Genomic DNA, 12,470 nt, shown 5'->3' on the forward strand with positions numbered 1-12,470 from the left:
CCCGGGGCCTCCACCGGCGGCCAGTTCACCCCGCCGCCGCCCGGTCCGCCCGGAGTCCCCGGCCAGCCGGGCCCGTACGGCCAGCAGCAGCCCGCCCCGTACGGTCAGCCGCCCCAGCAGCCTTACGGCCAGCCCGGCCAGCAGCCGTACGGTCAGCCGCCCCAGGCGCCCCAGCAGGGCGCGCCCTACCCCGGCCAGCCGCACCCCGCGCCCCAGCACGGCCAGCCCTTCCCGGGCCAGCCCGGCCAGCAGGCCTACGGCCAGCCGGCTGCCGCTGCCGGCGTCCAGGCGGCGCTGCAGAAGTACCGGGAGGCCCCCACCGGCCAGCGCTGGACCCAGCAGAACCCCAAGCTCGTCCGCGTCGACCTCGGCGTCGACGGCCAGCCCGTGCTCGCCCGCCAGGGCAGCATGGTGCTGTACCAGGGCAAGGTCGACTTCGGCTACAAGGGCGCCGGCTTCGCCGGCCGCATCGTGGGCAACGCCACCGGCCAGGAGCTGCAGCTGATGCGCTGCTCCGGGCGCGGGCAGGTCTTCCTCGCGGAGAACTCCGCCCATGTGCACCCCATCGAGCTCCAGGGCGACGCCATCTGCGTCTCCGCGGAGTCGGTGCTCGCCTTCGACGAGTCGCTGCAGCACGAGGTCCGCCGGATCGAGGGCCACGGCATCCCCGGTGGCGCCCTGTTCACCATGCAGTTCCAGGGCCACGGCACCGTCGTCGTCAAGACCCACGGCATCCCCGTCGTGCTGCCGGTCACCCCGTCGACCTACGCGGACAGCAACGCCGTCATCGCTTGGTCCGCGGGCGCCCAGGTGATCATCTCCAGCCAGGTGCGCCTGCGCCGCAGCTCCTACCCGGGGCACAGCGGAGAAGCCGTGAACCTCCAATTCCGGGGCGCTCCCGGCAATTTCGTCGTCGTCCAGCCCTACGAGGTCTGAGGGACCAGCGAAGACCATGAACCAGACACCGATCCAGGGCTACGCCCCCACCCCCGTCACCGCCCGCATGGAGAACCACGGCAGCAGCATGCTGAAGGTCGCCGTGCAGACCGGCCAGGACCTCTTCGCCCGCACCGGCTCGATGGTCGCCTACGAGGGCTACGTCCAGTACGACCCGAACCCGCCCGCGGTCCGCCAGATGGCCTCCCAGTGGCTCACCGGCGAGGGCGTGCCCCTCATGCGCTGCCACGGCGACGGCCTGCTCTACCTCGCCGACTACGGGGCCGACGTGGTCTGCCTCCAGCTCAACGGCGACTCCCTCTCCGTCAACGGCACCAACGTCCTCGCTTTCGACGCCCACCTCCAGTGGGGCGTGGAGCGCGTCAAGGGCATGGCGAAGTTCGCCGGGCAGGGCCTGTTCAACGTCGGCATCAGCGGCACCGGCTGGGTCGCCCTGACCTCCCGCGGCACCCCCATCGTCGTGGACTGCGGGCGCGGCGACGACGAGACCTACGTCGACCCCGACGCGCTCGTCGCGTGGTCCAGCAACCTCCGGATGAAGGGCAAGCGCAGCTTCAAGGCCTCATCGCTGATCGGCCGGGGCAGCGGTGAGGCCTACCAACTGGGCTTCTCCGGCGAGGGCTTCGTGGTCGTACAGCCCAGCGAGGACAGCACCGACCGGCTCCGGGCCCGGGGCTGAGGGGGAACGAGGACATCATGCAGAGCCCGCTTTTCGGCTACACCGAGGCCCAGACGCAGGACCGCTACGCCCTGCAGAACCCGCAGATGCTGCGCGTCTCCCTCACCGGCCACGACGACGTCCTCGCCCGCAAGGGCTCGATGGTCGCCTACCAGGGCCTGATCGAGTTCGACGGCGAGTACCAGACCCGCGGCCAGCAGACCGCCCGCACCCACACGGGCGAGGGCCTGGACCTGATGCGCTGTTCGGGCCAGGGCACGGTCTACTTCGCCAACCTGGCCCAGCACGTCCACGTGGTCGACGTCGACCGCGACGGGCTGACCGTGGACGGCGCCTACGTCCTCGCCCTGGACTCCACGCTGCACTGGGAGGCCATCGCCGTCGACAGCCAGTACGGCATCTCCGGCACCGGCGCCTACCAGCTCAACATCAGCGGACAGGGCAAGGTCGCGCTGATGACCTCCGGCGAGCCCCTGATGCTCCAGGTCACGCCCGACCGGGTCGTCAGCGCCGACGCCGACGCCGTGATCGCGTGGTCGACGTCGCTGCGCGTGCAGATGCAGGCCCAGACGTCGTCCTCGGGCGTGTGGCGGCGGCGGGGCAACACGGGGGAGGGCTGGGAGCTGAGCTTCGCCGGCCACGGCTACGCCCTCGTCCAGCCCAGCGAGCTCCTGCCGCCCCAGGGTGCCGAGATCGGCCAGGGGCTCATGGCCCAGTACGGCCTCGGCCAGCAGGGTGCGCACGGCCGCAACCAGGGCAACATCTGGTCCAACTGAGCCCGGCCGCTCGCAGGGCGGTGCACAGGTAAGGGGCGGTCACCATGGGTGACCGCCCCTTACTTCCGCCCTGCGCCGCCGGGCGAGGGCACATCAGGCTCCTACAGCCGCTCCAGCGTGCGCCGCATCAGCTGCACGACCGAGTCGTCGGCGACCTCGCCCACCTCGGCGTAAGGGAACCAGCGCAGGTCCAGGGACTCGTCGCTGATGGCCGCCGTCGCACCCGCGGGCACCAGGGCCGCGTACTGGACGTCCAGGTGCCAGTTGCAGGGCGAGGGGATCGGGTGCCGGTCGAGCCGCACGGGGCCGCCCGGCAGGAGCGTCAGCCCGGCGATCCCGGACTCCTCCGTGGCCTCCCGCAGGGCCGCCGCCTCGACCGTCGCGTCACCGGGCTCGCAGTGGCCGCCCATCTGCAGCCACATCCGCAGCTTGCGGTGGAGCGTGAGCAGCACCTGCCCGCGCGACGGGTCGATCACCAGGGCGCTCGCCGTGACGTGACCGGCCTCACAGGGCTTCCACATGCCGTCCGGGTGGGACGCCAGGTGGTCCAGGTAGAGCCCGCGCAGCTCGTCCTGGTCCGTGTACTCCTTCAGCACGCGGACCGCATCCTCGTGCAGGCTCACTTCTCGTCGTCGCCTTCGCCCTCGGGCTCGGCCTTGTCGCCCTGGCCGCCCTTCTCGCCCCTGGCCGCCTCGCCGAGCATCTTGTCGATCTCGGAGAAGTCCAGGTGCTCGCGGTGGACGAAGCCGTCCGGGTCGTCCAGGTCGGCCGCCGTGGGCAGCATGTCCGGGTGCTCCCAGAGGGCGTCACGGCCCTCCGGGCCGCGTGCGTCCGCCAGGGAGGCCCACAGCCGGGAGGCGTCCCGCAGCCGGCGCGGGCGCAGCTCCAGGCCGATCAGCGTGGCGAAGGTCTGCTCGGCCGGGCCGCCGGAGGCGCGCCGCCTGCGCAGCGTCTCGCGCAGGGCACCGGCCGACGGCAGGTGCGGGGCGGCGGCCGCGTGCACGACGGCGTCCACCCAGCCCTCGACGAGCGCCAGGGCGGTCTCCAGACGGGCCAGGGCCGCCTTCTGCTCCGGAGTGTCCTCCGGCTGGAACATGCCCTGCTGGAGGGCGTCCTGCAGCTGCTCGGGGTGGGTGGGGTCGAGCTGGCCGACCACGTCCTCCAGCTTGGAGGTGTCGACCTTGATGCCGCGCGCGTAGCCCTCGACGGCACCGAAGAGGTGCGAGCGCAGCCACGGCACGTGGGCGAAGAGGCGCTGGTGGGCGGCCTCGCGCAGGGCCAGGTAGAGCCGGACCTCGTCCTGCGGGACGCCGAGGCCCTCGCCCAGCGCCGCGACGTTCACCGGGAGCAGCGCGGCCTTGCCCGCGGGGCCCAGCGGCAGGCCGATGTCGGTGGAGCCGACCACCTCGCCCGCCAGCACGCCCACGGCCTGGCCGATCTGCGTGCCGAACATGGCGCCGCCCATGGAGCGCATCATGCCGAGCAGCGGGCCCGCCATGGCCTGCATCTCCTCGGGCAGGACGTCGCCCATGGCCGCGCCGACGCGCTCGGCCACGGGGTCCACGAGCTCCTTCCACACCGGAAGGGTCGCCTCGACCCACTCGGCGCGGCTCCAGGCGACCGCCGTGCCCGAGCCCGACGGCAGCGACGTCGCGCCGTCCAGCCACAGGTCGGCCAGGCGCACGGCCTCCTCGACCGCGCTCCGCTCGCCGGAGGTGACGCTGGCGTCCTTGGTGCCGTCGGCGGTGCCCTGCGCGACGGTCTGGCGGGCGATGTCCTTGGCCATGTCCCAGTTCACCGGGCCGCCCTCGTAGGAGAGCATCTGCCCGAGCTGCTGGAAGGCGGCCCCGAGGTCGCCCGGGTTCATGCCGCCGCCGAACATCGCGGCGAAGGGGTTGTCCCCCGCGCCGCCCGGCCCGCCGAACCCGAACGGATTCGCAGGCCCCTGGCCGCCCTGGCCCTCGCCCTTCTTCTTGCCGTCGCCGCCGTTCTCCGGCTCCTCCGGCGGAAGATTGAATCCGAATGGGGTGTCACTCACGGGTTTCCTCGGCTCGTAGGGCCGCCGGCACAGGACCGGCGGCGAATGCCCGACATCACCACCAGCCTAGACACCTCACCGGTATCCGGGCTTGGTGCTTCGCCGACCCGGGGCCTGCGGCAGGATGGACGTCACCTGGTCCGTACGCGTCATCTCTCGTACGTACTGAAGACAACCGCTGGAGACGCCCGGTGAGTTCCCCCGACCCAGAAGTTCGCGCAGCGCGAAACGGTTCCGCGCGAGACAGTACGAGCCCGCACGGCGGCCGAAGGCCCGTCGTGGCGGTCACCGGTGCCGCCCGCGGCGTCGGCGCCCTGCTCACGCAGCGGCTCGCCTCGTCCGAGCACATCAAGCAGGTCGTGGCCATCGACGAGCGCCGCGGCGACGTGACCGAGGCGCAGTGGCACGTGCTCGACGTCCGCGACCCGGCGATCGCCGAGAAGCTGCGCGGCGCCGACGTCGTCGTGCACCTCGCGCTCGACCTCGACCTGGAGACCGACGCCGCCGCCCGCACCGCCTACAACGTGCGCGGCACCCAGACCGTCCTGACGGCCGCCGCGGCCGCCGGAGTGCACCGCGTGGTGCTGTGCACCTCCGCGATGGTCTACGGGGCCCTGCCCGACAACGACGTGCCGCTCGCCGAGGACGCCGAGCTGCGCGCCACCGCCGAGGCCACCGGCGTCGGCGACCTGCTGGAGATCGAGCGGCTCGCCCGCCGGGCGCCGCGCGCCCACCCCGGCCTGAACGTCACGGTGCTGCGGCCCGCCGTCCTCGTCGGCGGCACGGACACCGCCCTGACCCGCTACTTCGAGTCGCCCCGCCTCCTGGTCGTCGCCGGATCCCGGCCGACCTGGCAGTTCTGCCACGTGGAGGACCTGGTCAGCGCCCTGGAGTTCGCCGCCCTGGAGAAGGCCGAGGGGGAGCTCGCGGTGGGCTGCGACGGCTGGCTGGAGCAGGAGGAGGTCGAGGAGCTCTCCGGCATCCGCCGCATGGAGCTGCCCTCCGCGGTCGCCCTCGGGGCGGCCTCCCGGCTGCACCGGCTCGGGCTGACGCCCTCGCCCGCGGGCGACCTCGAGTACACGATGCACCCGTGGGTCGTCAGCGGGAGCCGGCTGCACGAGGCCGGCTGGCGGCCGCGCTGGACGAACGAGGAGGTCCTCGCCGAGCTGCTGGAGGAGGTCTCCGGCCGGCACACGGTCGCGGGCCGCCGCCTGGGCCGCAAGGACGCCACCGCCGCGGGGGCCGCGGGGGCGACCGTGGCACTGCTGGGCACCGCCGCGCTGGTCCGCCGGGCCCGCAAGGCGCGCCGCCGCCTCTAGGGGGCCCGGGCGGGGCCCCGGGCCTTGGAGGACCGTCCACAGACCGTTTCGTACGGCTGTTTGAAAGGTCGGTCCTCGCCCACGCCCTCCGTACGGCACGATGGGGGACATGGCCCGTACGTACGATCACCCCGGCGAGCTCGCCGCGACGGATCCGGTCCGCCTTCTGGCGGTCCGCGACACCCCCCTGTCCGTGGACGAGGTCTTCGCGGCGGTCGGCGACCACGCCGCAGGGGGCACGGCGCTCTTCGTGGGCACCGTGCGTGACCACGACGGCGGCGCCGGCGTCCGCGGGCTCGGCTATTCCGCGCACCCCACCGCCGAGGCGGAGCTGCGCCGCGTGGCCGAGAAGGTCGCGGCGGACTTCCCGGTGCGGGCGCTGGCGGCAGTGCACCGGGTGGGCGACCTGGAGATCGGTGACCTGGCCGTCGTCGTGGCGGTCTCGTGCCCGCACCGGGCGGAGGCGTTCGAGGCGTGCCGGCGGCTCATCGACGACCTCAAGCGCGAGGTGCCGATCTGGAAGCACCAGGTGTTCCAGGACGGGACGGAAGAGTGGGTGGGCGCCTAGGAACGGGGGCGCCCTGGGGGCATCCCCGGCGGTGGCCGGGGGGAGACGGCCGGGGACTCCTGAAGGATCACTTCCGGTTGCGTAACCGGCCCCCTGACGCGAGCGTTGACTGTACGAAAGACTAATCTGCTCATCGGTCTTTTCAGTGGTGGTGCTCGGGGGTCGGAGGTCGGTATGGCGGCACTCGTGTGGTTGCTGATTCCGGTTGCCGCGGCCGTCGTTGCCCTGCTCTGGGGCACCTGGGCCGCTCGCAACCGCAAGAGCGGGGACATCTCCGAGCTCGCGGGGTATGCCCGGTTCCGTGAGGCGATGGAGCGGCGTGAGGCGATGGAACACCGTGAGGCGAGGGAACCGCAGGATTCCGGTACCGGGGTCTCCTGAAGCGCCCCCCGGCCCGCGCCGGGGCGCCGGCGCGTTTTCACGAGCCCCGGGTGGCCTCCCCGGACGGACCGCCCCGCGGGTGGACTGTCGGACCCGTCCCGTACTGTCGTTCCATGCCCCGCCGCACCGCGACGATGCTCGCCTCCCTCTTGATGCTGATCGCGCTCCTCTGCGCGGGCGTGCTGATCCCCGTGCCCTACGCGGAGATGTCGCCCGGGCCGACGGTCAACACGCTCGGTGAGCACGACGGGGAGCCGGTGCTGCAGATCTCGGGGCACCAGACGTATCCGACCACCGGCAACCTCAACATGACGACGGTCCGCGTCACCGGCTCGCGGTACCGGATGAACCTGGTGGAGGCGGTCTACGGCTGGATCGCCCACGACAACCTCGTCGTCCCGCACAGCACGCTCTACCCGGACGACAAGACGCCCGACGAGCTCAACCAGGAGACGGCGGAGGAGTTCAGCCAGTCCCAGGAGAGCGCCAAGGTGGCGGCGCTCAAGCAGCTGGGCATCCCGGTCGGCACCCGCACCGTGGTGGCGTCGGTCGTCAAGAACAGCCCGGCCGAGGGGCAACTGCACGCCGGCGACGTGATCAAGGCCGTCGACGGCACGGAGATCAAGCAGCCCGGGGACGTCGCCAAACTGGTCACCAAGCACCAGCCCGGCCAGAAGGTCACCTTCCGGATCGTTCCGGCCAAGGAGGCCGCCGCGGCCGAGAAGGAGAAGCGGCAGCCGAACGTCGAGCAGGACGTGACCCTCACCACGACGAAGGCGTCCGACGACAAGCGGGCCCTGGTCGGCATCCAGGCCGGGACGGACCACACCTTCCCGTTCACGATCAACATCAAGCTGGCGGACGTCGGCGGGCCGAGCGCCGGCCTGATGTTCGCCCTCGGGATAGTCGACAAGCTGACCCCCGGGGACCTGACCGGCGGCAAGTTCATCGCCGGCACGGGGACCATGGACGACGACGGCAAGGTCGGCCCGATCGGCGGCGTCGAGATGAAGACGGTGGGCGCGCGCTCCAAGGGCGCCCGCTACTTCCTCACGCCCAAGGACAACTGCGCGGCCGCCGCGAAGGACAAGCCCTCAGGGCTCACGCTGGTCAAGGTCGACACCATAGGGGACGCCGTCGGCGCCCTGGAGAAGATCCGCAAGGGGGACTCGGCCGGCCTGCCCTTGTGCACGACCGGCTGAGCCCCCGCTGCGGGCGCGGCATCAGTCCTCGAACGTCGCCGCCAGCGCCTCCGCCAGCCCCGGCACCAGGTCCGGGCCCGTGAGGACCTCGGTCGGCGAGTCCTTCTCGCGCAGCCGCACCGCGGTCTCCCGCGCCCCGTCCCGCAGCACGGCGACGGTCATCCGCACCTCCTGCCGGTCCGGGTGGGCGGCGACCCACTTGGCGAGCTGCTTCTCGTTCATGCCGTTGGGCACCGTGCCCTCGGCGGACGGCGGCAGCATCAGCCGCTCCACGGTCAGGGCGCAGCCCGTCACGGCGCCGGGCCACGCGATGGTGCCCAGGAACTTGTCCAGGGCGGTGCCCGCCGGGACCTCGTCCTGCTCGATCGGGGTGAGGGAGCCGGCCTGGGCGGTCGCGTCGAGGCCGAGCTGATCGGCGAGGCCGGGCTCCTGGGCGCGCAGCTTGGCCGTGTCCACCAGGGCGAACAGCCGCGCGGGCTGGTCCCAGCCGAGGGTGGAGGCGTACTGGTCGATCTCGAGAACGGCGCGGGTCAGCGGGCTGGCCGCCATGGGGACGTCGCCGCCCGGGCCGCCGGGGCCGGACGGGAGCGAGGGGTCGGGGGTGCTGGAAGTGCTGGACATGAGGAATATCGTGCCCTGAGAGTGACCGAAAACGGGAACTGAGTAAAGCCTCGGTAAGTTGCCACCTTGGGCCCTAGTATCGCTGGGCCCTGATCGACAGCTCCCCAGACAGCGAACTTCGAGGTGCGCACCTTGGCTTTCCAGATGCCGGACCGCGGCGGAGGCCCGACAGGGCCACGGATCAGAGTCGGCCGACCGTCCCGGCGGATCCGGACCCTGCTCACCACGCTGGGCGTACTGGCCGCGCTGGCCATGCTCTTCGTGATGTTCGCAGGGTTCTGGACGGACTGGCTCTGGTACCGCTCGGTGGACTACTCCTCGGTCTTCACCACCACCCTCGGCACCAAGATCGGGCTCTTCGCGGTCTTCGGCCTGCTGATGGCACTGGCGGTGGGGACCAACATCTGGCTGGCGCACCGGCTGCGGCCGCCGCTGAGCGCGATGTCGATGGAGCAGCAGAGCCTCGACCGCTACCGGATGAGCATCGCGCCGTACAAGAAGTGGGTGCTCCTCGCGGTCACCGCCCTCGTGGGCCTGGTCGCGGGCGCCTCGGCGGCCGGGCAGTGGCGCACCTGGCTGCAGTGGATCAACGGCGTCCCCTTCCACCAGAAGGACCCGCAGTTCCACAAGGACATCGCGTTCTACACCTTCGACCTGCCCTGGTACCGCTTCCTGCTGAGCTTCGGCTTCGCGGCCGCGGTGCTGTCGCTGATCGCCGCCGCCCTCGTGCACTACCTCTACGGCGGCCTGCGGCTGACCAGCCCGGGCCACCGGGCGACGGCCGCGGCCACGGGGCACCTGTCGGTGCTGCTCGGCATCTTCGTGGGCCTGAAGGCCATCGCCTACTGGCTGGACCGCTACGGCCTGGCGGTGAAGTCCAGCGGCCTGAAGTCCACCGACGGCTGGACGGGGCTGCGCTACGTCGACGCCAATGCGTATCTGCCGGCCAAGACGATCCTGTTCATCATCGCGCTGATCTGCGCGGTGCTGTTCTTCGCCACGCTGTGGCGGCGCACCTGGCAGCTGCCGGTGATCGGCTTCGGCCTGATGGTGCTCTCGGCCGTCCTGATCGGCGGGCTCTACCCGGCGATCGTGCAGAAGTTCCAGGTCCAGCCGAACGAGCAGGCCAAGGAAGCGCCGTACATCAAGAAGAACATCACGGCGACGCGTGAGGCGTACGGGATCGGCGACGCCGACGTCCAGAACTACAAGGGCAACAGCGACCTGACGGGCAAGGACCCCGAGAAGCTGCGCGCCGCGGTGAATTCGACGGCCAGCCTCCGCCTCCTCGACCCGAACCTCGTCTCTCCCGCCTTCCAGCAGGAGCAGCAGGTCAAGGGGTACTACCAGTTCCCCTCCACGCTGGACGTCGACCGTTACAAGGTGGACGGCAAGGAGCAGGACACGGTCATCGGTCTGCGCGAGCTCAACCTCAAGGGCATTCCCGAGCGCAACTGGATCAACGACCACTTCAAGTACACCCACGGCTACGGCGCCATCACCGCGAAGGGCACCACGACCGACAAGGCCGGGGCGCCGGACTTCACGGCCAAGAGCCTGCCGACCGAGGGCCTGTTCGGCCCCTACGAGCAGCGCGTCTACTACGGCGAGAAGACGACGCAGTATTCGATCGTCGGCGGTCCGCAGGAGGAGCTGGACTACTCCTCGGACAAGGGCGAGCGGAGTTACTCGTACAAGGGGAAGAGCGGGGTCAACCTGTCCAACCCCGTCAACCGTGCCGCGTACGCGGTGGCCTTCGGCGAGCCGCAGATCCTCTACTCGGGTGCCATCGGAAAGGGTTCGCGGATTCTTTACCACCGCACCCCCAAGGAGCGCGTCGAGGCGGTCGCCCCGTGGCTGACCATCGACGGCGACGCCTATCCGGCGGTGGTCGACGGCCGCATCCAGTGGATCGTGGATGCGTACACGACGACGAACGGCTATCCGTACGCCTCCCGTACGACTCTCGGCGACACCACGGCCGACTCGCTGACGACCGGCCAGCGTGCCGTCGTCGCCCAGCAGAACCAGGTCAACTACATCCGCAACTCCGTCAAGGCGACCGTGGACGCCTACGACGGCACGGTGAAGCTGTACCAGTGGGACGAGAAGGACCCGGTCCTCAAGACCTGGATGAAGGCGTTCCCCGGCACGGTGAAGGCGAAGAGCGCCATCGGCTCCGCGCTGATGGACCACCTGCGCTATCCGCAGGACCTCTTCAAGGTCCAGCGCGAGCTGCTCTCCCGCTACCACGTCACCGACTCGGAGACGTTCTACACCGGCAGTGAGCGCTGGGAGGTGCCGGACGACCCGACCAACACCAAGGGCAACGCGGTCCCGCCGTACTACCTGAGCATGAAGATGCCTCGCCAGGAGAAGCAGACCTTCTCGCTGACGACGACCTTCACGCCCAAGAACCGGACGAATCTCGGCGCCTTCATGGCCGTGGACGCCGATGCCAAGAGCAAGGACTACGGCAAGATCCGGATACTGAAACTGCCGTCCGAGACCTCGGTCTGGGGACCCAGGCTGGCGCAGGGCAAATTCAACAGCCACACACCTGTCGCCGACCAGATCAACATCTGGAAGAAGGGCGACTCCGAGGTCGAGTACGGAAACCTGCTGACCGTGCCGCTGGACGGCGGGCTGCTGTACGTGGAACCGGTCTATCTGCGGGGTGCCGGGTCCAATTACCCGCTCCTGAAGAAGGTGCTGGTGAACTACGGCGACAAGATCGCCTTCAGGGACACCCTCGACGAGGCCCTGGACGAGATCTTCGGCAGCAAGGCCGCGCCGTCCAAGCCCTCCGAAGGCACCCAGAAGCCGGCTCCCTCCCAGGACCCCACGGTCAAGCAGGCCCTGAAGGACGCCCAGGACGCCTTCACGGCCAGCCAGAAGGCCCTGGAGAACAAGAACTGGGCGGAGTACGGCAAGGCCCAGGACGCCCTGAAGGAGGCCCTCGACCGGGCCGCCAAGGCCGAGGCCAAGGCCGCCGAGAAGAGTGGCGACAAGAGCGGCGACAAGGGCAGCGAGCAGAGGGGCAAGCCCGGAAGTTGATCAAGCTCCACTCCGCGCCGTGGTACGGTTGTTCCACAACAGCGCGGGGTGGAGCAGCTCGGTAGCTCGCTGGGCTCATAACCCAGAGGTCGCAGGTTCAAATCCTGTCCCCGCTACTTCATGACAAGGCCCGGAGTCCAGCCTCGGACTCCGGGCCTTGTCGTTCCCGGACCCCGCCGGCCACCCCGGCCGTGCGGTGTCCGGGTGACGCGGACTGTGCGGGTTGTGTGCGGGGCTTCTGTGGAGAGTTTGGAGCCCCGTCGTGTCGGGAAGTCGGGAAGTCGACAAAACGCTGAAGTGACCTCACTGGCTGCGGTATACCAGGTGTACGCGGGTTGCGGGTGGTGCGACGATGGGGCTTATGGGGGACAGGACGACGCTGTGGGAGACAGGCCGGCTTGTAGAGGCTCCCGGTGACGGGAGCGACCAGGAAATGCCGGGGTTCCGTCCCGGCACGGCGGACTCCGCCGACGCCGGCGACGCCGCCGACCTCGAGCTGGAGACCGCCCGCCGCCGTGCCGCGGAGAGCGGCGACCCCGCCGCTCTGAGCATGCTCGGCGCCCTGCTGCTGCGCCGCGGGGACCTCGACGGGGCTGAGCGCCACCTGCGCGCCGCCACCGCCGACGGCGACCGCTCCGCCGCCAACAACCTCGGCGTCCTGCTGCACCAGCGGGGCTACGCCGACGAGGCCGCCGGGTGGTGGCGCATCGCCGCCGTCGCCGGTTCCGCCGCCGCCGCGCACGCCCTCGGCCGCTACCACCGCGAGCGCGGGGACGAGCCCGCCGCCGAGTACTGGCTGCGCCAGTCGGCCGAAACCGGGCACGCCCTCGGCGCCTACGCCCTCGCCGACCTGCTGGAGCACCGCAGCGACG

12 protein-coding genes and 1 tRNA gene are annotated in these 12,470 nt (G+C 71.1%); 10 read left to right on the plus strand and 3 right to left on the minus strand.

What is annotated here, in order from left to right; translation table 11 throughout:
• From V7793_RS23680 to V7793_RS23690, 3 genes are all read left to right on the plus strand, one after another.
• Positions 1-936: AIM24 family protein (locus tag V7793_RS23680; protein ID WP_336009629.1), on the plus strand; the 936-nt coding region annotated here is incomplete at its 5' end.
• A gap of 16 nt (positions 937-952) precedes the next feature.
• Entirely contained in the window at positions 953-1,636 is a 684-nt protein-coding gene (locus V7793_RS23685; RefSeq protein ID WP_336009631.1) for an AIM24 family protein, read from the plus strand.
• Between the two features lie 17 nt (positions 1,637-1,653).
• Positions 1,654-2,412, plus strand: a complete 759-nt coding sequence (locus tag V7793_RS23690; RefSeq protein ID WP_336009633.1) for an AIM24 family protein — start codon at positions 1,654-1,656, stop codon at positions 2,410-2,412.
• Between the two features lie 101 nt (positions 2,413-2,513).
• Here V7793_RS23690 and V7793_RS23695 read toward each other — a convergent pair whose 3' ends face one another.
• The gene (locus tag V7793_RS23695) at positions 2,514-3,035 is read right to left on the minus strand and encodes an NUDIX hydrolase (protein WP_336009635.1); all 522 of its coding nucleotides are present in this window, start codon (positions 3,033-3,035) and stop codon (positions 2,514-2,516) included.
• On the minus strand, positions 3,032-4,450 hold the full coding sequence (locus V7793_RS23700; RefSeq protein ID WP_336009637.1) for a zinc-dependent metalloprotease: 1,419 nt from the start codon (positions 4,448-4,450) through the stop codon (positions 3,032-3,034). The genes V7793_RS23695 and V7793_RS23700 overlap by 4 nt, the downstream gene beginning before the upstream one ends.
• A gap of 191 nt (positions 4,451-4,641) precedes the next feature.
• Between V7793_RS23700 and V7793_RS23705 the strand changes: the two genes are divergently transcribed.
• The 4 genes from V7793_RS23705 (at position 4,642) to V7793_RS23720 (ending at position 7,920) form a co-directional block, all read left to right on the plus strand.
• On the plus strand, positions 4,642-5,769 hold the full coding sequence (locus V7793_RS23705) for an SDR family oxidoreductase (protein WP_336009639.1): 1,128 nt from the start codon (positions 4,642-4,644) through the stop codon (positions 5,767-5,769).
• A gap of 100 nt (positions 5,770-5,869) precedes the next feature.
• Positions 5,870-6,337, plus strand: coding sequence for a molybdenum cofactor biosynthesis protein MoaE (locus tag V7793_RS23710; RefSeq protein WP_168094122.1), 468 nt, complete (start codon positions 5,870-5,872; stop codon positions 6,335-6,337).
• Positions 6,338-6,511: 174 nt separating this feature from the next.
• The gene (locus tag V7793_RS23715; RefSeq protein ID WP_336009641.1) at positions 6,512-6,718 is read left to right on the plus strand and encodes a hypothetical protein; all 207 of its coding nucleotides are present in this window, start codon (positions 6,512-6,514) and stop codon (positions 6,716-6,718) included.
• A 113-nt stretch (positions 6,719-6,831) separates the two neighbouring features.
• Entirely contained in the window at positions 6,832-7,920 is a 1,089-nt protein-coding gene (locus tag V7793_RS23720) for a YlbL family protein (RefSeq protein WP_336009643.1), read from the plus strand.
• Between the two features lie 21 nt (positions 7,921-7,941).
• Here the strand turns inward: V7793_RS23720 and V7793_RS23725 are convergent, their stop codons facing one another.
• Positions 7,942-8,541, minus strand: a complete 600-nt coding sequence (locus V7793_RS23725; RefSeq protein ID WP_443057974.1) for a PPA1309 family protein — start codon at positions 8,539-8,541, stop codon at positions 7,942-7,944.
• A 144-nt stretch (positions 8,542-8,685) separates the two neighbouring features.
• On the opposite strand from V7793_RS23725, the gene V7793_RS23730 reads away from it, so the two are divergent.
• From V7793_RS23730 to V7793_RS23740, 3 genes are all read left to right on the plus strand, one after another.
• Positions 8,686-11,598 (plus strand): UPF0182 family membrane protein, encoded by a 2,913-nt coding sequence (locus V7793_RS23730; protein WP_443057975.1) that lies wholly within the window; start codon positions 8,686-8,688, stop codon positions 11,596-11,598.
• Positions 11,599-11,640: 42 nt separating this feature from the next.
• Positions 11,641-11,714: transfer RNA gene (locus V7793_RS23735), tRNA-Met, on the plus strand.
• A gap of 236 nt (positions 11,715-11,950) precedes the next feature.
• A partial coding sequence (locus V7793_RS23740; protein ID WP_336009647.1) for a tetratricopeptide repeat protein occupies positions 11,951-12,470 on the plus strand: 520 nt, incomplete at its 3' end.

Origin of the sequence: Streptomyces sp. KLMMK, assembly GCF_036961605.1 — a bacterium.
In the GTDB taxonomy this organism is placed as follows: domain Bacteria; phylum Actinomycetota; class Actinomycetes; order Streptomycetales; family Streptomycetaceae; genus Streptomyces; species Streptomyces telluris.